16 protein-coding genes and 1 other annotated feature are annotated in these 22696 nt (G+C 50.8%); of the genes, 5 read left to right on the forward strand and 11 right to left on the reverse strand.

Going from position 1 to position 22696, the window contains the following annotated elements; all coding sequences use genetic code 11:
* Nucleotides 1-65 precede the first annotated feature (65 nt).
* The 6 genes from ACFRAM_RS06505 to ACFRAM_RS06530 all read right to left on the reverse strand — a co-directional run bounded on the left by ACFRAM_RS06505 (nt 66) and on the right by ACFRAM_RS06530 (nt 7198).
* A complete protein-coding gene (locus ACFRAM_RS06505) occupies nt 66-794 on the reverse strand; it encodes a response regulator (protein WP_379465049.1) in 729 nt (242 codons plus the stop codon).
* Nucleotides 791-2404 (reverse strand): DcuS/MalK family sensor histidine kinase, encoded by a 1614-nt coding sequence (gene dcuS, locus ACFRAM_RS06510; RefSeq protein ID WP_379465050.1) that lies wholly within the window; start codon nt 2402-2404, stop codon nt 791-793. The genes ACFRAM_RS06505 and dcuS overlap by 4 nt, the downstream gene beginning before the upstream one ends.
* Nucleotides 2405-2439: 35 nt before the next feature.
* Nucleotides 2440-3651, reverse strand: coding sequence for an MFS transporter (locus tag ACFRAM_RS06515; protein WP_379465051.1), 1212 nt, complete (start codon nt 3649-3651; stop codon nt 2440-2442).
* Nucleotides 3652-3719: 68 nt separating this feature from the next.
* Complete coding sequence (locus ACFRAM_RS06520; protein ID WP_379465052.1) at nt 3720-4256, reverse strand: hypothetical protein; 537 nt, start codon at nt 4254-4256, stop codon at nt 3720-3722.
* Between the two features lie 122 nt (nt 4257-4378).
* Complete coding sequence (locus ACFRAM_RS06525; protein WP_066373746.1) at nt 4379-4798, reverse strand: DUF350 domain-containing protein; 420 nt, start codon at nt 4796-4798, stop codon at nt 4379-4381.
* Nucleotides 4799-4831: 33 nt separating this feature from the next.
* Entirely contained in the window at nt 4832-7198 is a 2367-nt protein-coding gene (locus ACFRAM_RS06530; protein WP_379465053.1) for an endonuclease MutS2, read from the reverse strand.
* A 153-nt stretch (nt 7199-7351) separates the two neighbouring features.
* Between ACFRAM_RS06530 and ACFRAM_RS06535 the strand changes: the two genes are divergently transcribed.
* Nucleotides 7352-7699 carry a phage holin family protein gene (locus ACFRAM_RS06535; RefSeq protein WP_379465054.1) on the forward strand — a complete coding sequence of 116 codons (348 nt, stop codon included), beginning with the start codon at nt 7352-7354 and terminating at the stop codon, nt 7697-7699.
* Between the two features lie 67 nt (nt 7700-7766).
* Here ACFRAM_RS06535 and ACFRAM_RS06540 read toward each other — a convergent pair whose 3' ends face one another.
* Nucleotides 7767-8903 carry a GGDEF domain-containing protein gene (locus tag ACFRAM_RS06540; protein WP_379465055.1) on the reverse strand — a complete coding sequence of 379 codons (1137 nt, stop codon included), beginning with the start codon at nt 8901-8903 and terminating at the stop codon, nt 7767-7769.
* A 244-nt stretch (nt 8904-9147) separates the two neighbouring features.
* On the opposite strand from ACFRAM_RS06540, the gene ACFRAM_RS06545 reads away from it, so the two are divergent.
* Nucleotides 9148-9540 (forward strand): cupredoxin domain-containing protein, encoded by a 393-nt coding sequence (locus tag ACFRAM_RS06545; RefSeq protein WP_379465056.1) that lies wholly within the window; start codon nt 9148-9150, stop codon nt 9538-9540.
* A 464-nt stretch (nt 9541-10004) separates the two neighbouring features.
* Here the strand turns inward: ACFRAM_RS06545 and ACFRAM_RS06550 are convergent, their stop codons facing one another.
* From ACFRAM_RS06550 to pheS, 4 genes are all read right to left on the reverse strand, one after another.
* Entirely contained in the window at nt 10005-10844 is an 840-nt protein-coding gene (locus ACFRAM_RS06550; protein ID WP_379465057.1) for a hypothetical protein, read from the reverse strand.
* 138 nt (nt 10845-10982) lie between these two features.
* Complete coding sequence (gene zapA / locus ACFRAM_RS06555) at nt 10983-14705, reverse strand: cell division protein ZapA (RefSeq protein ID WP_379465526.1); 3723 nt, start codon at nt 14703-14705, stop codon at nt 10983-10985.
* A gap of 203 nt (nt 14706-14908) precedes the next feature.
* Entirely contained in the window at nt 14909-17353 is a 2445-nt protein-coding gene (gene pheT, locus ACFRAM_RS06560) for a phenylalanine--tRNA ligase subunit beta (RefSeq protein ID WP_379465058.1), read from the reverse strand.
* Nucleotides 17354-17390: 37 nt separating this feature from the next.
* Nucleotides 17391-18425: a phenylalanine--tRNA ligase subunit alpha gene (pheS, locus tag ACFRAM_RS06565; protein ID WP_379465059.1), complete on the reverse strand. Its 1035-nt coding sequence runs from the start codon at nt 18423-18425 to the stop codon at nt 17391-17393.
* A gap of 68 nt (nt 18426-18493) precedes the next feature.
* Nucleotides 18494-18786 (reverse strand) — a binding site (T-box leader).
* A 241-nt stretch (nt 18787-19027) separates the two neighbouring features.
* Between pheS and ACFRAM_RS06575 the strand changes: the two genes are divergently transcribed.
* The 3 genes from ACFRAM_RS06575 to ACFRAM_RS06585 are packed head-to-tail and all read left to right on the forward strand — an operon-like array spanning nt 19028 to nt 22416.
* Complete coding sequence (locus tag ACFRAM_RS06575; RefSeq protein WP_379465061.1) at nt 19028-20551, forward strand: efflux RND transporter periplasmic adaptor subunit; 1524 nt, start codon at nt 19028-19030, stop codon at nt 20549-20551.
* Nucleotides 20548-21243, forward strand: coding sequence for an ABC transporter ATP-binding protein (locus ACFRAM_RS06580; RefSeq protein ID WP_379465062.1), 696 nt, complete (start codon nt 20548-20550; stop codon nt 21241-21243). Before ACFRAM_RS06575 ends, ACFRAM_RS06580 begins: the two co-directional genes overlap by 4 nt.
* Nucleotides 21244-22416 (forward strand): ABC transporter permease, encoded by a 1173-nt coding sequence (locus ACFRAM_RS06585; protein WP_379465063.1) that lies wholly within the window; start codon nt 21244-21246, stop codon nt 22414-22416. It abuts the gene before it with no gap.
* The last annotated feature ends 280 nt before the right edge of the window (nt 22417-22696 follow it).

Genomic DNA, 22696 nt, shown 5'->3' on the forward strand with positions numbered 1-22696 from the left:
GGTCGTAATGACCTGGGATTCTCGCAATTTCAAACTTTACAGCCTCTTGCAAACACCTCGTCTACTCAAATATTAGGAGATTCACCTGTGTGCCCCTCTGATATTACCCTGTACTTATATACTGGACGCCCTATCGCCCCATAGCTGATCTCCATAGACAAAGCACCGGTATCCGTCAGATACATCAAATACTTGCGCACCGATATTCTGGAGATAGGCGCTCTTGTAGAAATATCGTCTGTAGAGAAGGAATCTTGCGACAGCCCGTTGATGATCTCCCAGATGTTATCCAAGGTACTCTCACTGAGTCCTTTAGGGAGCACAGGAGCAGCAGACACCACGACAGGATTCTTCTCTGTCTCCCCCCGATGCCGGACAAGCTTATCTAACTGTTCCTGATTAAGATTTTTCCTATGCCTCATCAGCAGGTTGTTCTCCCTATACGTGGTCAATGCCGCCTGAAAACGAGCAAACTCAAAGGGCTTGATCAGATAATCCACTGCACCATGCTGCAAGGCATTACGGATACTGACATTATCGCTAGCTGCTGATATAACAATCACATCTACCGTACTTCCTTGTTCACGTAAAAAGGATAGCAGCTGAAGCCCGTTACTCTTTGGCATATAGATATCCAAGAGAATCAAATCTACTTGTTGGCTTGCCAGCAGTACGTTAGCCTCTTCAACTGAAGCAGCACAGCCAGTATACCGAAACCCATCCATCTGCTCCAGATAATGCCGGTTAAACTTCGCTACCATCGGATCATCTTCCACGATTATTACGTTAATCATCTAGACTCATCACCTTTAGTCAAATACGGCACATTTACGACAAAAACCGTTCCTGGATCATGACCGGGAAGCAACTGCAAATGTCCGTTCAGTTTATTCACACTTCGCCGGACCAGATGGAGTCCCATCCCCCGGTTCTCCCCTTTTGTGGAGAAGCCCTGCGTATAGATATTCTCTTGCAGCGGTTCCGGTATGCCGGGACCGTTGTCCCTGACTATACAGATCAAACGGCCTTCGTCATAGTAAAAAGCCAGCCGTATTTCCTTGTTTTCAGACGTCATATCGCTCAGGGCATCCCTTGCATTATCCAGCAGATTGCCGGCAATCGTGATCAACTCATGGGTTATCTCCGCTTGGGCTGACTCCGGCAGATAGCTGTCTTCCTCCAGCACAAGATTGATGCCGTCCTCGCGGGCCCTGCTTAATTTACCTAGCAGAAATCCCGCCATAACCGGATCTTTGATTGCTCTTGTGATGGAACCAATCTCGCTCTGATAATTACTTACCGTTCCGGAAATATACTGCTGCAGCTCATCATACATCCCCATATGGGTCATACCCAAAATAACATGCAGTTTGTTCATATATTCGTGCGCACCTGCCCGCAGCGCATCCGCGTATACGGATATCCCGGATAACTGCGCTGCAAGTTGGGTAATTTCAGTCATATCTCTGAAAGTGACGATCGCTCCAACAATCTCGCCGCCCACACGAATCGGCAAACTGTTAGCCAGCAGAGAAATCCCATTCAGGTCAATTTCTTCATCCAGCTTCACATCCCCTGATTTCAAGACCTTATCCAGGCGCAGAGCTGGCCAATAATCATCTATGTATGATTCCAAAGCCTTTCCTGTAATTCCAGCAGCCGTAAACAACCGTTCTGCCTCCACATTAATCAACGTGATACGCGCCTCAGCGTCTATGGCAATGATGCCCTCACGGGCTGATTGCAGCATAGCACTGCGTTCTTCCAGCAGTCTTGAAATTTCCGACGGCTCCATCCCGAACATCATCTTCTTAATCTTTTTTCCCAGCACAATAGCGCCCAAAGTGCCAAGCAGGGCCCCCGATAACAGGATCAAGATGATGGTCCACTCATTTTTCTTAATAATATCATGTACCCGTTTCATGGAGAAGCCGACGACAACAACTCCAACCTGATGTCCTTTGTCATTATATACCGGCACGAATGCGCGCAAGGATTTGCCCATTGTCCCCCAGCCCACCGAAATGCTATCCTCGCCCTGCAGCGCTAATTCCTGTCCTCCGCCAACAAAAGGCTTGCCAATAAGGGCCGGGTCGGGATGCGAGTAGCGGATACTATCCATATCTAGTACCACTACGAACAGACTATCATTACGACGAGCGATTTTTCCCGTATAAGCTTGAATATCCTTACTTACACCCTCCTCCAGGCCTTTGGACACCAGCGGTGTCAGGGCAACTGTGTGGGCAATGCTTAGGGCCTTGCCCTCCAATGCTTTTCGGGTCTGGGGTAAAATATGATTAATGAAGATAATATACAGTACAAGCAGTACGGAAAACACCACTGCGGACACCATGATCGCAATCGTCGTTACCATGCTGTTAATCCGTTTTCTTTTGACCAATGTAGGCCTCTCCCATAACAATAAAATAAAACGTTTTAGACCGGATGCCTGTCCTCCTGACGGGACAAAGAACGCCTAAGGACCAGCCAGCTTCCCAGCGGTGCCGCACCAAGCACCAACAGCAGCACTGTTATCGTACGCGGTGATCGGTTGACAGACAACACCGCAATGAACACCAGAATACCCAGTATTCTGCCACACATCAAACTTAACTCCCGCAGCACGACAAGCTCTACCCGATTGCTCACGCTCTCTTCAGACGCTCCAATCAGATCAAAGCTGGTTGATGTCATCGGCAACATATACAGCGGAATAAACAGCGAAGTACCCATTCCCATGATCAATAAAGTTCCGTAATTCACCTGCCACAGCAGCGGTGTGATCACTCCAACCAGCAGCACCCCGCCAATCAGCATACCGGCAGACCGGTATGTCGGCTTAAAGAACTTACCTGCGATCCAGTAACTTACTAACGAGACTGCAGATGTAACCAGTGCAAACTGACCGAGTTTGCTCTCTTCCTTAGCGGCAACAAAGACCAGCAAACCAATTAGAAACGAGAAGACCCCTTCTCGCAAGCCCTGAAAAAAAAGCCCTGCAGCCACTTTTCGCCACTGGCCTGAACCCTTCAGCTGCCGCCATGGCTCCAGCCAACCGTAATCTGCCTCGCTCTTGCGTTTTTTGAGAAAAAAGCTTAGCACTACCGCTGCTCCGTAGATACCGAGCGAGATCATAAATACGATCCGATAACCGCGGTCTCCGGATAAAGAAGAGATTAACCTTCCTGAAGCCCAAGGTCCGACTATCCCTGTCAGCGAGCCCAAGAGTCCCATCCAGCCGTTCCAGAAGTCACGGTTTGCAGCATCCGTAATCTCGAAATAGACGATATTAAACGCCAGCCAGAATAATCCGATAGCCACACCCAGGAGCAGGCCTAGCGGCCAGATATACTGAATCGCATTTCCGCCAATTCCCAGCACGATCAGATAAAAAAGACCTGAAACGGCAATCCCGATCCGCAGAGCGTTCATCTTGTTGTGCTCCTTGACCCATTTGCCTGCGAGCCAAAAACTAAGGCCCAGCGCAATCTGCTGGGCCACGGTGAACCAGCCGATCATCATGTAATCCTGACGGCTTTTCCATAAATAAACGTTAAGAAAGGTACCCGACAACGCTCCCGCCAGTAAAAACAAGCCGTTCACTCCCAGCAGCAGCGAAGCCTGAACCTTCGTTGATGCAGCCTTCATGATTGTCCCCCTGCCTATAGCCATGATTCTGAATATCATGCCCCTACAGGCAGGAAATGATCAATTCCCTAGCTGCCAATGCTCAAATTGCGAACAAGTTGTACCCGGTCCTTCTGTGCCAGATTGTGCTGGACATGGAAGCAAGACGGGCAGACAAATACATTTAGTGAGAACGGGGCCTTCAGCACAGGTCCGCCAAGGACAGCCGGGGTCGAAGGATCGAACTCCTTCACTTCCTGCGTTCCAGCCAGTAACAGTAATTCATGGCACTGCGGGCATTCCGGTGCTTCTTCTTGCTGCGACAGAATAGCTGAGCTGTTCTGTTCATACTTCTGGAGATCGTAATCGTCCCGGAACTGTTCCAGAGTGTTGAAAATAGGCACTACGCCATCCTTTTCACTGTCATCCCACAGGTCCTCGTCATTCACAGACTCTTCGTCCGTGTCCTCTTTCACTTCCAGCTCGTCCTCCAGATCGTCACTGGTGACATTCACTGTCCGGTAGCCTTTCAGCTCATTGTTGCAGTGCGGGCAATACTCCTCGGGTCCGAATTCTTCATCCCACACAATTTCGGTATCACACCAAGGGCATACAGTCGTTTCCATCTTTAAAATCTCCTTCTTAACATGCTTAATATTTAATTAATCGTCACATATATGATGCCACCGAGCAAAAAAGCAACGGCGCAACCAAACAGGACCCGGGTTAAAATCTTCATGGTTTCCTCCTACATTATGGAAGCTCCAATAACATACGATAAGGATACCGAGATCAGCAGTGCGGTCAAGCCTACGGCCCGGTTGTCTGCGGCAATCTCCTCATCAATAGAAAATACGGGCGTTAGGAACTCAAAGAGAAAATAGGCCAACAGCAGCAACAAAAAGCCCACAACCGACCATTTCATCGTCTCGTAAATCGAAGCCCCGGCCTGGATGCTGAAACGGAGGATGTTGCAAATTCCGAAGATTTTGCCCCCGGTTGCCATGGCCGCCGCTACATTTCCTTTGCGAATTTCTTCCCAGCAGTTATACTTCGTCACCATCTCAAAAAAGGAGAGGAATACCACCAGCCCCAAGATTGCTACGGTGAAGTAGCCAAGCAGCGACCCCAGCGGATGCCTCAGCAAAAGATCAACATTTTCCTGCATGCTCACCCTTCTCTCCTCCACATGGTTCCTTCGCTATTGCAGCTCGGCTACCGTCACGCCTGCTCCGCCTTCGTTATAGTTGCCTAGACGGTAGCTCTTAACATTCCGGTGCTTGCGAAGGTAATCATGAATGCCTGACCGCAATACCCCGGTTCCCTTGCCGTGAATAATCGCAATTTGGCCCAGATTGCCGAGGAACGCCTCGTCGATGAAGCGATCCGTCTCCAGCAGCGCTTCCTCCAGATTGGCCCCGCGCAGATCCAGCTCCCTGCGGATATTCTCGTCGCGCGTGCGCTTCACGGTCGTAGCCTGCCGCAATGGCGTGGGATTGCCCGATTTCTGGGCAGCGACCAGTTCCAGATCATCCAATTGCACCTTCATCTTCATAATGCCAAGCTGCACCACCGCTTCCTTGGTCCCGCTCATCTCCACGACATGACCCTTCTGGTTCAGACTGTAGACCCGAACTTCGTCTCCAGGTCCAATTTGCCTAGGCGGCTTGGCCGCTGTGCGGGAAGTTGCCTTCTTGCGCGGCGCGGGCTCAGCTTCATCCAGACGGCGACGGGCCTCGATCAGCTTATGCTCCTTAACCGAAGCTCCTTCCTCCAGCGCCAGCTTGCGCAGATCACTAATGATCTGTTCAGCCTCTTTGCGCGCTTTGTCCAGAATGTCGCTGGCTTCCTTCTCGGCCTTCTCCAGACGCTTGTCGCGCTGGCTCTCCAGCTTCTCCAGTTCCTGCTTCTGTTTACTGCGGAACTCTTCGGCTTCACGGCGGATATGCTCCGCCTTCTCCCGCTCATTCTCCGCACCAAGGCGGTTCTCTTCGAGCGAAGCAATCATGTGCTCCACACGCAGGTCCTCTTCCTTGACCTCACCGCGCGCATGCTCCAGAATAGCACTCGGCAAGCCGAGGCGCTCTGCTATAGCAAACGCGTTGCTTCGTCCAGGCACGCCGACCAGCAACCGATATGTCGGGCTAAGGCTCTGTACATCAAACTCCATACTGGCGTTGATGACCCCTTTTCGCTCGTAAGCGTAGGCCTTCAACTCGCTGTAGTGGGTAGTCGCCACCATCCGGCATTCCGTCCGGTGGATGTTCTCCAGAATCGCGATGGCCAGTGCCGATCCTTCCGCCGGGTCCGTACCCGCGCCGACTTCGTCCAGAAGGATGAGGCTCTTCGGAGTCATTTTACGCAGAATGGAAATAATATTAGTCATATGGCTGGAGAAGGTACTGAGACTCTGCTCAATACTCTGCTCATCGCCAATGTCAGCATAGATCGCGTCAAATACGCACATCTGGCTGCCTTCCTCCGCCGGAATGAACAGACCAGACATGGACATCAGACTCAACAGCCCAATGGTCTTCAAGGTCACGGTCTTACCGCCGGTATTTGGTCCGGTAACGATAATCGTGCTGTACTGGTTCCCCAGTTCCACATCCAGTGGCACTACATGCTCTGCAGGGATCAGCGGATGACGCCCCTTGCGCAGCTTGAGGTATCCCCGGTCATTCATGCGCGGCTGGGAAGCCTTCATATCCCGGGCCAGACGAGCTTTGGCAAAAATAAAATCAAGTTCGGCCAGGATATCGACATCGTAAGTCATCTCTTCCGCGATATCGCCGACCAGAGCCGTTAGCCGGTGCAGAATAATCTCCACTTCCCGTTCCTCACGAAGCCGTGTCTCCCGCAGCTTATTGTTCATCGCCACAATGGATTCAGGCTCAATGAACAGGGTCGCACCGGAGCCGGATTGGTCATGCACAATACCACCAAAGTGGGCACGGTATTCCGCTTTGACCGGAATTACGAATCGGTCGCCGCGGATCGTAACAAGCTGATCCTGCAGCATTTTAGATACCGAGGAGGAACGAATCATCGAGTCCAGCTTCTCACGAATTCTGGCTTCGCCTCCGCGCAGCTCGCGGCGGATATTTGCCAGCTCAGGGCTGGCGGAATCCATGACATCGGCATTCTCGTCAATACACGCACGGATGGCATCCTCTACATGCTTCTGCTCTGACAAAAGATCACTGAGGGCAAACAAAGATTCAACAGCCTCATCCTCATGCATTGCAGCCAAAAAACGCTTGATTCTGCGGGCTCCGCCAATTGTGAAGCCGACAGAAAGCAGTTCATGCGTTCCAAGCAGTCCACCAATGGACGCCCGCTTCAGCGCCGCCTTGATGTCGGTAATTCCGCCAAACGATGGAATGCCCTTCAGACGATCCACGTTGGCGGCTTCATCGGTAGCCTTCAGCAGCAGCTTTACGCCTTCAAAATCACCGGAAGGTCTTAGCTGTTCCGCCATTTCACGCCCCATCGAGGTCTGCGTATATTGCATTAATTTATTTAAAATCTTGCGATATTCAAGCGTATGCAAAATTTTGTCGTCCAATTACAGTCACAACTCCCTTCATAGATGATTCCATTATACCGAATATGGGCGATTTTCGCTATTTGGGTATCGTTTCCCAACATATTAATTCCGTATCCGGGTCATAATAACAACTGCACATATCCTTAGCTTGAGCCAAAGGAGGTTAAACCAGTGAGATTTTTAGGTCATGTAGTCCGTTTTGTTGTATCAGCGATTGTCTTGCTCATCGTCGGCTGGATTGTTCCCCAATTCACCATCGGCGGCTTCTGGAGCGCTTTGGTTCTGGCCCTCGTGATCGCCCTGCTTGGTTGGGTGGTCGAAGGGATTTTCGGCGGCAAAGCGACACCGTTTGGTCGAGGCATTGTCGGCTTCCTCGTCAGCGCGCTAGTTATCTGGATCGCGCAGTTTGTAGTCAGCGGTGTTAGTGTTACCATTCTCGGCGCGATTCTGGCAGCTCTGGTCATCGGTATTATCGACCTGTTTCTGCCGGTATCCACACCGTTCGAAGCTGCTAAATAACGATTGCCTCAAGCACGAAGACAGCCCCCCTCTTCCGGTTACCACGGGAGAGGGGGGCTGTTCATATTTATCCATAGGACAGGATATTAGCTTCTTGTGAATCAACAGAAGATGTAACGACTCTGTTCTTTCCGGATCTTTTCGCCTGATACAACGCATCATCAGTCTTGCGAAACAGCTGTTCCTTACCATCGCCAAGCTGATAACGGCATAAGCCGATACTAACCGTTATAGGATGGCCGCCGGCATAGGGATGCTCCATCTGCTCGATGGTCAACCGCAGCTCCTCTGCTGCACTGTAAGCTTCAGAACAGTTCCGGTCTGTATAAATAACCGCAAACTCTTCTCCGCCGTAACGCGCCGCAAAATCATTAAGCCCGATCTTCTCGCCCACTTTGGCTGCGACTTCCTTCAGCACCAGATCACCGACCCAATGCCCGTAAGTATCGTTCACCCGCTTGAAGTTATCAATATCAAACAACGCTAGTTGCAGCATTAGCCCGTTGTTCTCGCACTGTTCCAGCAAGGAATCAAGGTATTCATGAAAGGTCTTGTGATTGTACAATCCAGTCAGCGCATCAATCTTCAACAACTTGTCCGAAATAGCCCGCTCTACCAGCAGGCCCTGTTCCGATTTCGTCAGCTGCTCCAAGTATTCTCCGGTTTCCTTCGACCTTACAATCACAGCCCGCGCCATAAGTAAAAAGAGTAAGAAAACAAACTCCATAGCAATAAATTCGAGCAACGGTTTCTTCAAGTACACTCGTTCCAGCCCGAAATATACCGCAGCGTAGAAGAATATGCTAAAAAGACCCAATGTGTACAGAAGCTTGCGATCAAAATAAATTAACGAAATCATGATCGGCATCATCAGCGCCATCTGGGCACCGTCCACAAAAGGCTCTATTACAAAATAAAACAAATAAGAAATGATAAAGCCGCAGCCAACAATGGCTTGCTTGTTATACTGCAAAGTGGAACGCAGCCATATCTCCGCAGAAGCCACACAAATAACAATCAGGATATTGGAAGCAATGAACAAATAGCCGCTTTCAGTCCCTGGACTACTCTTCAGTCTAAGTTGATCCGCGCACAGCACAAAGAGAACTTGGGCGATCAGCATGAAAGCCAACACAATCCAATACCCATTCATTATTTTACGGTGCCAGACCTCCGCATTCAGCAAATCAGTTGCTGCGATCATGTGGATCCCCTACTTCTAACCCATGATATAATAGTTTACATTATAATAAATATAAATTGTTTTTGCATCATTTTTTTGCATTCTTCGACAATTATTTTGCGAAAAATGTCGATTAATATATCTCCGGCATACTTCCCTCTGTTCACCAACTTTTCACAACTTTATAGAGCGCTTCCTAAATTTTTAAGTTATGATGTCTACAGAATTGTCACATTTAACCATTCTACAGGTGAGGGGGAGCAAAATGAAGTCTAAATTTGCACTTTTTCTGTCATTATTCTGTATTCTGATTCTCACCGCCTGCTCCAATAGCGGTAGCAACGCCGCCGGAAGCAGCACTAACGCTGCAAAGGAACCTGAAATTCAAGCTGAGACCGAACTCGTCATCAAGGCCAAAAACTACAGCTTCGATCAAGAGGAGTATCACCTGAAGAAGGGCGTACCCGTCAAAATCATTTTCGAAAATGAAAGCGGTAATCACGGCATTCTCGTTCCCGAGCTGAATCTGCAACTAAGCGGCAAAAAAAATACAAAGGTCATCGTCCCGGAGGAAACCGGAACCTTCCAAATGACATGCTCCATCATGTGCGGCGCCGGCCACACCGGTATGATCGCAAATGTGATCGTCGAGGAGTGAGGACTGGGGAGAGCGTCAACCTTATAGAAATAACGGGAATTGTTCCTGTTATTTCGTCAAACTAATCCATATTCCTTATTTTAACTGGAAAAACTCCTGTTATTTCGCACTTTGGACTGCTCATTTGCTCCAACATGCGATATTAACGGGAGTTTTTCCAGTTAATCTTCGTAAACTGCATGTAATCCTTAATTTAACAGGAGTAATTCCAGTTATTCCACGACAGACTGCTGAAGCGCCCTCTTGAGGAGAGTTAGTTACTACAATCACTTACTACAATCACTTACTACAATCACTTATTACTCCCCACATACTACCCCTCACTTACTACTCCCACTTATTACTCTCACTTACTAGCCTAACTTACTACTCTCACTTACTTCTCTCACTTATTACCCTCACTTATCACACTAAGCCACTACAGTCTATTTACCGTAGTTAGTCTCTTCAGCAGACAATCCAGTCTATTTCCCCTGAGCAAATTTCTGCGAGAGGATGATCTCCTTCAGCTTCTCAGTCCCAAATCCTCCCCGGTGAATGGCATTGGCTTCCGGGTAAAAGACCATCCGCAGCGAGGTGCCATCCTGAAGGTGCACACGCAAAAAAATCTGCCATTCATTCTTCGTACGGCTTGTTACAGCATAGATCTTCTTAAAATCAGATTTTTTTATTCTCAACAGCTCTTCTTCAAAGGCCTTCGCTGCCTCAGGATCAAAATACCGGATTAGGCTGCCGTCATTCCCACTCTCAATACTGACTTTACTAATCTTCCCCCCAATATCAAGTAAATCGCCAATAGTCTGCGCTTGGGGATTGTCGCTCACTTCATAGATGGAATGGTTAGCCACCACCCGAAACTCTGGCCGGTATCCTTTCAGTTCATAAATCTCAGTGCCAACTGGCAGAAAAGCTGCGTCTCCATTCACCGTGATATGGCCAGAACAAGCATTGTCGTTCAGCATGTAGGCTACCTCCCCTACCTTTTTGCCGATCTGATCAGCATTAACTTCTTGTGTACCTTCATAATTCCGCTCGTATTTGATATCGTTGATCATCAAGATATCTACCCATTCGATAATAGCGTAAGAACAGTTATGTTTGTTATTTTGTTTATAGTCCCTTTGGGGCTCAGACGTTGTAATCGGCTCTGCTCCCACAGCAGTCTCCTCAGTAGTCTCCTCCGTGGCTTTCAACCCGGCAGACGCAGCTGATGTAGAAACGCTTCCCTTCTCCACATCCCCACAGCCTGTAATCAGCAGAACAAGTATGGCTGGGAGCAGTACTAAATTACGCTTTAGTCTCATGGGTATCACCTCGATCTTCAGACGACTCGAAGCTGGACAAAGTTGCAGAATATGGAAGTGAAATTCGTTGTTTGTCTAAAAAAAGCCGGCCCCACACGCATACGCGTCGGGACCGGCTTTTCTACCTTCATCCGTTATTCAACTGTCTTGCTCGATCAGTTGAATCCATTCATTATATTCAAGCTGCAGCTTGGAATATTCCGCCTGCAGGCTGCGATATTCCTGATTGAGCTTGTCCAACTCATCCTGATTAACCTGGGACTGAATCTGGAGCAAGCGGAGTTGGCCTTGCGCCAGCTCGTAATGCTCCCCAACCTCGTTCAGCTGCGCTAGTACCGTGCTATGCTCTTGATGTGCCGCTTCCCGCTTCGCCTCAGCCTCTGTGGCCTCCTGCTGCCAGATCTCAATCTCCTCGCGCAGCTTGGCTTCCGCCTCGGCCCACTGATGCTGGCGCGCTGCCAGCTCATCATATCTGTGCTTCCAGGAAGCTCCGTACTCCTGAGCTTCTTTTAGCACATCCTGCTGCTCGGCTGCTGCAGCCGCCGCTTCGCGACCGGCCTCGGACAGCTCTTCGAGGCGGACCGCCATCTCCTCGCGTTCCTCCTCCAGCAGACGGTATCGCTCCTGAAGACGCTCCCCGTCCTGAAGAACTTCATCATACTGTGAGATCATGTCCTCATAACGGACTTGCAATGCTGCCAGTTCCTTGCGCACTTGCTCTCCCTCGCCGATCAGCACTCCGTTTTGCTGCTCCGCTTCCGCACGCCGGGTAACTTCGTCATCTAGCTTGTTCACCAAGCTGTTCAACTGGCCTCGCAGGTTCTCGGTATCGCGGTTCAGCCCCTGAGCTTTGTCCTCTGTCTCCAGAAGACTCATTTCCAGCTCATTGATTTCATCCATACGCTTCTCAGCAAGCTCCCTATAAGAAACCGCCTCACTCGCAGCACGGTCAAGCTCTTGCTGTACCTGGCTCAGACTGTCACCAGTTTCCCCCAGGGAGGTTCGCAGATCCGAGGCTTCCTTCACCGAAAGATCATAACGCTCGCGAAGCTCTTCCAGTTCCGAATTCAGCACCTCGCCAAGCTCTGTTGTCGAGCGCAGTTCTTCTTGGACACGGAGCACGCTGTTCTTAGCTTCTTCCAGAGCATCCTGCAGCACTGTCACTTCATTCTGTGACGAAGTATAACGCTGACGCAACTCTTCCAACTCAGCGTCCAACATTTCGCCAAGATCAGTTGAAGACTGAAGTTCGTTCTGAAGCTGGCTCAGACTGCCCTTGGATTCTTGCAGATCTTCACGGAGCCCCGCAATCTCCTCTTGTGAATCAGCATGGCGCTGTCGCAGCTCCTTCAGCTCAGTATTGAAGACTGCACCCTGTTCATTCGCTGTGCTTAATGCTTCCTGCACCGCATTCAGACTGCTCTCGGCTTCCTCAAGAGAACTTTGTAGCTCCTTAACCTCCCCTTGCGAAGCAACATGACGCTGACGCAGTTCTTCCAGCTCACCATCCAGCATCTCACTTAGCTCTGTGGACGAGCGCAGCTCTTCCTGCACACTGCTCAGGCTGCCCTTGGATTCTTGCAGTTCTTCACGGAGCCCCGCAATCTCCTCTTGTGAATCAGCATGACGCTGGCGCAGCTCTTTAACTTCCTCTTGCGAAGCTACATGAAGCTGCTGCAGCTCCTTCAGCTCAGTATCCAAGACTTCGCCCAGCTCGTTGGCTGTACTCAATTCCTCCTGCACCGCTCTCAAGTTACTCTCAGCTTCCTCAAGAGAACCACGCAGCTCCTTAACTTCTTCTTGCGCAAGAGCCTGGCGCTGGCGCAGTTCTTTAACTTCCTCTTCCGAAGCTACATGAAGCTGCTGCAGCTCCTTCAGCTCAGTATCCAAAACTTCGCCCAGCTCGTTGGCTGTGCTCAATTCTTCATGCACCGCTCTCAAGTTACTCTCAGCTTCCTCAAGAGAACCATGCAGCTCCTTAACCTCTTCTTGTGAATCAGCATGGCGCTGGCGCAGCTCTTTAATCTCCTCTTGTGAAGCGGCATGAAGCTGCTGCAGCTCCTTCAATTCAGTCTCCAAGACCTCACCAAGCTCGTTAGCTGTGCTCAATTCTTCCAGTACAACGCGTTGATTACTCTCAGCTTCCTTAAGTGAATCGCTTAGCTCCTTAACTTTCTCTTGCGAAGCAGTAAGAAGTTCCCGCAGCTCCATAACTTCCTCTTGCGAAGTAACATGAAGCTGGCGCAGCTCCTCCAGCTCAGTATCCAACATCTCGCCCAGCTCCGTGGACGTGCGCAGTTCTGCCTGAACATGGCTCACGCTGTTTTTAGCCTCTTCCAGAGCCTCACGGAACACCGCGACCTCCTCTTGCGAAGCCGTATGGCGCTGGCGTAGTTCTTTCAGCTCAACATCCAAGGCTTCACCTATCTCGTTGGCCGTACGCAATTCTCCTTGAACTGCGCTCAGATTGCCCTCAGCTTCCTCAAGGGATCCGCGCAGCACTGTAACCTCATTCTGCGAGGCTTCATAACGCTGACGCACTTCTTCCAGCTCAGCGTCCAGCATCTCGCCCAGTTCGTTAGCTGTACGAAGTTCTGCCTGAACAGCACTTAAGCCGCTCTCAGCTTCTTCAAGTGAGCCTCGTAGCACTGCAGCTTCATTTTGCGAGGAATCATAACGCTGACGCACTTCTTCCAGTTCGCCACTGAGCGTCTCGCTAAGCGCTGTTGCAGTCTGAAGCTCTCCGCTGAGCTGTTCCTCGCGCTTGACAATAACTTCATATTGTTCCAGCAAAGTAAGACGCGCTTCTCGTTCGCTTTTGACTCCAGCTTCGGCAGCCCGCAGTCTGGACTGAAGCTGTCCAGTACCGCCGCGCAGTTCGGCCAATTGCTTCTCCAGCTCCTGCACGTTCTGCTTGTGTCTGTGCTCCTGCGCTCCCTGTGTCTGGCGCAGCTCCTTGTTCTTAGCTTGTTCCTTATCAAGCTCAACCTTTGTATCTTCAAGCTCCTTGCCCAGCGTCGATTTGGCTTCTTCTAACGCTTGGCCGAGCTGAGTCTTCGTGTCCTCCAACTCCTTGCCAAGCGCAGACTTCGTATCTGCCAATTCCTGACCAAGAAGCGTTCGAACTTCTTCGAGCTCTTTGCCAAGGGATTCTCGGGTTGCCGCAAGCTCTTTCTCGGCAGCGGCCAGTGCATCCCCTTTCTCCTGTACCAGGGCCTCTTGGATGCCCTCCAGTTCGAGAAGATGTGTTGTCTTCAGATCTTCAAGCTCTGCCAGACGGGCAGCTTCTGCTTCGGCCAGCTCCTGGCGGTGACTCTCCCGCTGGGCCTTCTGTTCCTGCTCATAGCCAGCCTTCAAGTCCTTAAGCTCCTGCTCACGGGACTGAAGATCCTCTGTCAGCTTGCGGTGGACGTCATCGGCAGCCTGCTCCGCTTCCTGCAGCTGCTGAAGATGCAGGGATTTCTCCTGCTCCTGTGCTTCCAAATGCCGCTTGCGCTCTTCCTCCGCCGTAGCGATCAGCCGCTTCGCCTCTTCCTTGGCGGCAGCATCCAGACGTTCATACTCCTCCTGCCGTTCCCGCTGCACCTCCAGCAGGCGCGAAACCTCCACCCGCAGTTCGCTGCGTTCCCCGGTCAGCATTTTCACTTCGTTCTTAATGTCCTGCACCTGAAGCGCCTGCTCGGCCATATGTACAGCAGCAAGCACAGCAATGCGCGGTGTATCCAGCCGGTTATGGGATTTAGAGATTGCACGCATGTGTTCATCCACATAGTCTGCAACCTGTTTCATATATTCACTACTGCTTCCTACAAGTTTATAAGAAGTTCCGTATATCTCCACGGCGACACGTGTCCGGTCCATAGCCACAATTGTGCCCTCCTTTATATATGTGCAGATTCTAAGCTGGTCTCCCTGCTTCCATTGTATCTGTATAGTTAATCATTTAGCAAAAATGATGCTCGAATCAGTAGATTGAACCGGGATTCCGCATGTTTGCTGCATGAAAAAAAGCCGCGGCGAATCTCGGTTTCTAATGGATTCGCTGCGGCTTTACACAATTCCTGCTACTTTCTCAATTCTGCGCCAAAAGTTTGCTGAAGCTCGAATAGTACTTTATCATGCACTTCTGCAACCTCTTCATCCGTCAAAGTATGTTCATTATGACGGTACACCAGAGAGATAGCCACGCTCTTCTTCCCACTCTCCAGCTTGCCGCCGGTATAGAGATCAAATACCTGTACGTTCTGTAGCAGGCTTCCTCCGTTCTCACGGATGGAATCCATCAATTGACCAGCTGGTACAGCTGTGTCTACAACCACCGCGATATCCCGCTCTACCCCTGGGAATCTTGGCAGTTCATGATATTGCAGCTTATTCCGGGCAACTTCATACAGCGGCTGCAGCGAAACTTCAGCGACATAAGTATCGGTCAGATCAAGCTTACGCTGCAGGTCTGGGTGAAGCTGGCCCAGCGTTCCGATTTTAACCGCCCCTTCATGTCCTTTCAGAAGGATCGAAGCAGATCGTCCCGGGTGATAGCCTTCCGGCGCATCCCCTTCATAGACTACTCGGCCAGTAAGACCCAAGTGGTCGAAGACGGTCTCAAGAGCACCCTTCAGGTCGAAGAAGTCGACCGGTTGCACTGGCACGTTCCATTGTTTAGCAGCACGGGTTCCGCTCAGCAGCAAACCAAGCATCGGCAACTCATGAGGTTGACGAGTCAGCACTTCTTCTTCCGTGTAGAACACATTTCCGATCTCAAACAGTGCCAGATCGCTTTGGCGGCGATTCGTATTATATCCAGCAATATCAAGCAATTGCGGCAGAAGGCTGGTGCGCAGCACACTGCGCTCTTCGCTCATCGGCATCGCCAGCTTCACGGCCAGGCCCTCACCGGTCAACGCAGGGAACAGTTTGCTTTGTTCCGGCTGAATGAAGGAGTAGCCCAGTACCTCTTGATAACCGCCATGCGATAGCAGTCGACGGACTTCACGACGGATCGATTGTGATCTGGTCAAGGTTCCCGGAGTGGTAGGACCTTCGATCGGTGTTGTAGGGATATTATCGTACCCGTAAAGACGAGCAATTTCTTCAATAAGATCCACATCATAGCTGATATCGCCGCGTCTTGTTGGCACTTGCACCTCGATCAGCCCTTGTGCGGCATCACCACATTTGAAATGCAGCCGTCCGAACAATGTTTTGACTTCCAGCAGGGACAAGTCTGTACCAAGGTAACGGTTCAGCTTATCCAGCGACAGCGTGAGGACCTTCTCTTCCACAACGTCAGTTCCTGCTTGAATGATCCCTTCATGCACCGTACCACCTGCATACTTCGCAATAAGCGCTGCTGCACGGTTAAGAGCTGGAATAACTCTATTCGGATCCACTTCTTTCTCAAAACGCAGCGAGGCTTCGGAACGAAGGCCAAGCTGGCGTGAAGTTTTGCGAACCGTGCCTCCGTCAAACTTAGCCGATTCCAGCACGATATTCACGGTGCTGCCCGTGACTTCGGTCTCCAGACCACCCATCACTCCGGCAAGCGCCACGGCTTTGGCCGCGTCGGTAATTACCAGCATATGCGGCTCCAGCTTCCTCTCTTGCCCGTCCAGTGTGGTCAGCACTTCGTCTTCATCCGCAAGACGCACGCCAAGGATGCCTCCATCGATGGTATCCGCATCAAAAGCATGCAGCGGCTGTCCGTATTCAAGCATCACGTAGTTGGTAATATCCACGATATTGTTGATCGGACGCACACCTGCTGCCATCAGACGGTTCTGAATCCAGAGCGGGGAAGCAGCGGGCTTAACGCCTGTAATATAACGAGCAGTATAGTGGCTGCACAGTTCTTCATTAAGAATTCGAACGGAAATATCATTCGCGGCAGAACCACCCGCCTCCACGATATCCTTCTCTGGCTGTGGAAGCTTCAGCTCACGGCCAAGAATCGCACTTACCTCATAAGCAGCACCAATCATGCTGAGACAGTCGGAACGGTTCGGTGTCAGGTCAAACTCCAGCACCTCGTCGTTCAGATCTAGCACTTTGGTAATATCCAGACCAATTTCCGTAGATTCCGGAAGTACAAGAATGCCTTCCTGTAATTCCTTCGGCAACAGTTTGTCATTCAGGCCCAGTTCTTTGGCGGAACAAATCATCCCTTGGGACAACACGCCGCGCAGTTTCGCTTTCTTGATCACGAGTCCCGGTAGCTTTGCGCCTACAAGCGCAACAGGAACCTTTTGTCCGGCCTCGACGTTCTTCGCGCCGCAGACGATTTGCAGATCTTCGCCCTGTCCGGCGTCAACGATGCAGACATTCAATTTGTCCGCGTCCGGATGTTTTTCTTTAGATTTGACATAGCCGGTAACAATGCCGGTAATGCCTTTATTACGATTTTCCACACCGTCGATCTCGATGCCTGCAGCCGTAATCTTCTCAGCCAGCTCATCGGCGTTTACTCCATCCAGCGATATATAATCACTCAACCATGACGTTGATACTTTCATTTCGGCTCACTTCCTCTTAATTCAATGTATTTATTGCCTACAGTCCCTTGAACTGCTTCACGAAGCTCATGTCATTATTATAGAAATGACGGATGTCATCAATACCGTACTTGAGCATTGCTATCCGCTCTACGCCCATACCGAACGCGAAACCGCTGAATTCCTCGGGGTCATAACCACCCATACGCAGTACATTCGGATGCACCATTCCTGCACCAAGGATTTCTAGCCAGCCACTTTGCTTGCATAGACGGCAGCCTTCGCCGCCACATTTGAAGCAGCTCACGTCTACCTCAACGCTTGGCTCTGTGAACGGGAAGAAGCTTGGACGCAGGCGAATGCCTGTGCTTGGCCCGAACATTTCCTGCACGAATTGTTGAAGCGTGCCCTTCAGGTCGCTCATACGGATGTTCCGTCCGATCACCAGACCTTCAATCTGATGGAACTGGAAGGAGTGGGTTGCATCATCATCATCGCGGCGGAATACTTTGCCGGGACAGATGATTTTGACCGGAGCTTCACCCTTCATGGCTTGCATGGTACGGATCTGTACCGGAGAAGTCTGGGTGCGCATGAGCAGGTCTTCCGTCAAGTAGAAGGAGTCCTGCATATCACGTGCCGGATGGTTCTTCGGCAGGTTGAGCGCCTCAAAGTTGTAATAATCTGTCTCCACTTCTGGACCTTCTGCCACACGATAGCCCATGCCGATGAAAATATCTTCGATCTCCTGAACAACTCTGCTGAGCGGGTGAATTCCGCCTTGCGCCAAACGGCGTCCCGGCAAAGTAACATCCACTTTCTCCGCTTGCAGACGGTTTTGTGTCTCCTGCTGTTGGAAAACTTCTTGCTTGGTTCCAATAATCTCTTCAATCGCACCCCGGACGAGGTTGGCAACTTGCCCGATAACCGGACGTTCCTCGGCGCTCAAGCTGCCCATGCCGCGCAGCACCTCTGTCAGTTCACCTTTCTTCCCCAGGTATTTCACGCGCAAGTCATTAAGTACCTGCGGGTCTGAGACCTCCTGCAGCTTCGCCAACGCTTCAGCCTTCAATGCTTCCAACTTTTCTTTCATGGCCGTGTACAGCCCCCTTCAATCATTGTGTAGTCAGCCAAGCCAACAAAAAAAGGCCTTTCCTCCCGGTAAGGGACGAAAAGACCGTGGTACCACCCTTGTTAGACAGCATAGCCTGTTTCATTCAGGAGTATAATCTATACCCCCACTAATAACAGTTCTGTCTCACTTTATGCAGAAGTAACGGTCTGCGGCCGGTATCCCCTACCCATTTCCAGAGGACCTAAGCCTCTTGGATAATTTCAGGGAACTGCTCCGGAGTGAACTTCAGCAGCTCTGCATCCTTAGAAACGCTCTCAATCAACGGCGTCTCCTCCCTGTAAGTCAGGCACTGCGTACTCTTCTCCATCACTGCATTTGGCAGTTCTTTCAAATGTTCATTCATCTTTCCCTATGAAAAGATATGTCACTTTATTATATGCAAATTCATTGGCATTGGCAAGCCGGACAAATTTGGGCAAATCTTTATCTTCCTTTAAGCTGACTTTAAGGTTAAAGGCCGGTTTTGGCCACAATTTTCAGCTAGCATTCAGCCACATTTGATATTTTCAGGCAGCAGCAAGTAATGATCCAGAAATTTAACGATTAAATGGAGGACAACGATGAAGAAGAAGAAAGTAGCACTACTGTCCATTGGGGCAGCGGCGGTCGTAACAGCTGGACTGCTGGTTTACGCCTATCTGCCTGACAAAAGCAGCGCTTTGGCCGAAGTTCCCCTCAATACGGCTGCTGTCACGAAAGGCGACATTGTGGTGAGTGTTACCGGTGCAGGATCTGTGACAGCTCCCCGTACAGGTAAGGTCAAAACCAAGGACTCCGGCAAAGTTCTGAAGGTACTAGTCAAGGAGGGCGATGTCGTTAAAAAGGGACAAACTCTGATTACGTTCGAAGGAGCAGACCTCAGTGACAATCTTCGGCAGGAAAAAAACAACCTGGCCAACCTCCAATTAGACCTCGAAGACAAGCAAGACCAGTATCACAAGCTGGCTGATAGCGGTGCCCCAGAGGATCAAGTAAAAAGCTCCAAACGTTCACTTGATAAAGCAAAGACAGATATCGAGAATCAGAAGTATAAAGTTGCCTCTGTAGAGGAATCAATGGTGCCGCCTGCTCCACTGACTGCCACGATTGACGGCACTGTCACAGCGGTAAACATTTCGGATGGTGAAAAAGCCATGGATGGCTCTGAACTGATCGACATTACCGATTATTCCAACCTCAGTGCTGTCGTTCAGGTTGATGAGCTGGACGTTCCCTCCGTCGAGCTGGGTATGCCGGCCACCATTAAGCTGGATGCTTTGCCGGATAAGAAGTATCAGGGAAAAGTAACCGCTATTGCCAATGAAGGCACCAGCTCCAATGGCGTATCTCTGTTCGATGTCACGGTAGATTTAACAGATTCCAAGGGCGCACGAGCAGGAATGTCAGCGGAAGTGTCCATCACGACCGCCGAGAAAAAGGATGTTCTAACCGTGCCCATTGAAGCAGTGAGGGATAGAAACGGAACCTACATGGTCGCGGTGCCGGCAACCTCTGGAGCGGTCGGAACCTCAGAAGGCAGCGGAGCCGCAGGTGCTGGACAGGCTCCTGGTAGCGCAGGTGGTGCAGCTCCTGACGGAACAGACGGTAGTAGTTCCGGTTCGGGCAGTACGCCTGCAGCTGGGAGCCGTGGCGGCTTTGGGGGTGCAGGCAGTGGAACCGGAGCTTACGGTGGCGGTGCCCGAGGCACCCGCGGGGGTATGGGGCAAGCCGCGAAAACAGGAACCAGTACTGGAACTGGCACAACACCTGCCCAACGAATGATCACTGTTGAAGTAGGCCTGCATGACGAGAGTCGCATGGAAATTACCAGCGGCCTTAAAGAAGGCGATCAAGTCGTGATTCCAACCGTCATTTCTTCCGGTAATAGCGCAGCAGCTCAGCAAGGTCAAGGCGGCGGTGGCTTTGGTGGTTTCGGCGGCTTTGGCGGTGGTGCGGCCGGAGGTATTCCAGGGTCCGGTGGCTTCGGTGCAGGCGGAAGAAGCAGCGGTGGCTTTAGCGGTGGTGGCTCTGGCGGAGCCGGAGCTGGTACAGGCGGTGGCGGTACAGGCGGTGGCGGTACAGGGACTCGGGGTGGAGGACAATGAGTACATCAGGTACGCTAATCGAGGTCAGTGACATGAGTCATGGCTATACCATGGCTGGTGAGCAAATGACCGTCCTGAAGAACCTGTCGTTTACGATAAACTTTGGCGAGTTCGTAGCGATTATCGGCCCTTCCGGTTCCGGCAAGTCCACACTTATGAACATGCTCGGCTGCCTGGATGTTTCGGATACAGGCAGCTACCTTCTAGACGGACAAGAGATCCGCAAGCTATCCGACAACAAGCTCGCAGCCATACGTAACGAGAAGATCGGTTTTATTTTTCAGAGCTTCAATCTGCTTCCGAAGCTCTCGGCCGTGGAAAATGTGGAGCTCCCTCTCGTTTACCGGGGACTGTCGCACCGGCAACGGCGGCAGCTTGCCGAGGAAGCCTTGACCAAGGTCGGTCTGGGTGACCGCATGCACCATCGGCCGGCCGAACTGTCCGGCGGACAGCAGCAGCGGGTGGCTATTGCGCGGGCGATGGCAGGCTCCCCGCCTATCCTGCTGGCTGACGAGCCCACCGGGGCGCTCGACACCCGGACCGGCAAGGAAGTGATGGGAATGATCAGACAACTGAACGAGCAAGGCCATACGATTATCCTGATTACACATGACCTGGAGATCGCCGAACAGGCCAACCGCATTATACGCATACAGGATGGCAATCTCGTGGAAGATCGGAGGAAGGCGTAGGTGAAGTTATTTCAAAGCATGAGAATGGCATTAAAAAGCATCTACAGCAGCAAGGTCCGCTCTTTGCTCACCATGCTGGGAATTATAATCGGCGTCTCTTCCGTCATTATTCTCGTATCCGTAGGCCAGGGCACCACCTCACAAATAACCGAGCAGTTGAACGGACTAGGGACCAATCAATTGACTGTCAATATTACTGGACGCGGAGCAACCACCTCTCTCACTTACGATGAAGCGCTGGCGCTGGGTGACATATCAGGTGTCAAGGATGTAGCACCGGTAATCAGCGGCAATGTGACGGCCAAGCATAATACGGATAATGTCAGTGTCTCTGTGGAGGGCATTACACCTTCCTATGAGGATGTGAAGGATTTTCACGTCCAATCCGGACGTTTTCTGCTGGATATTGATACCCAGTATCGGCAAAAGGTGGCTCTGATCGGCTCCAGTACAGCGAATGATTTGTTCGGCACAGATAGTCCTGTCGGGCAGACTGTCCAGTTAAATGGCATCAGCTACAAAATCGTCGGCTTGCTGGAAACCAAGGGCAGCAGCCTTGGGGGCTCCAACGACGACAAGATCCTGATTCCGATCTCTACAGCAGAACGCCAGCTGCAAAGCAAAGGCGTGCGCTCTATTACGATAGCTACCACTTCAGCAGATACTGTAGCTACGGTTAAGAGCCGGCTTGAAGGCATTTTGGCTGCTAAATTCAGCAATGCTACCAATGCCTACACCGTATTCGACTCCCAGCAAATGCTGGATACAGTCAATTCTACAACCAATACCCTGTCGTTGGCGCTCGCTGGCATCGCCGGAATCTCGCTGCTGGTTGGTGGCATCGGCATCATGAACATTATGATCGTATCGGTTAACGAACGAACACGAGAGATTGGCGTCCGCAAAGCGATTGGAGCCAAGAAGCTCGATATCCTGGCCCAGTTTATGATCGAATCCGTTGTCCTTAGTGGCCTCGGCGGGATCATCGGCGTGGGAATTGGAGTTGGGGGTAGCTGGCTGCTCGGCCACTATTCCCCGCTCTCGGTATCCATCGCCTGGAATATGGTGCTGGTATCGTTCCTCTTTTCCCTGTTGATCGGTGTGGTCTTCGGAATGATGCCCGCGAATAAGGCAGCAAGACTGCGGCCGATTCATGCACTTCGTGTTGATTAAGCATCTGCAAGGTCTAAAGACTTATTAGTTCGGCTGTCACCTCCCATGATTATGGGTAGGTGACAGTTTTTTGTGCTTAGATGGACAATCCACTACACCGCTTAGTTGAAAACTATGTACTAGGTCTCAGAAGCCGGAATATGAATAAGGCAACAGGCCCCTTAATATTTTTGAAACTTAGAGCAGATGAAACAATGAACGCTTTATGCTTCCTGCATCTTACATCATAGATAATCCTGTATGTGAGATTTGAAAATTCTGGTATAGTAAAGAAAACTAC

Origin of the sequence: Paenibacillus sp. NPDC056722, assembly GCF_042790635.1 — a bacterium.
GTDB classification, from domain to species: domain Bacteria; phylum Bacillota; class Bacilli; order Paenibacillales; family Paenibacillaceae; genus Paenibacillus_AQ; species Paenibacillus_AQ agri.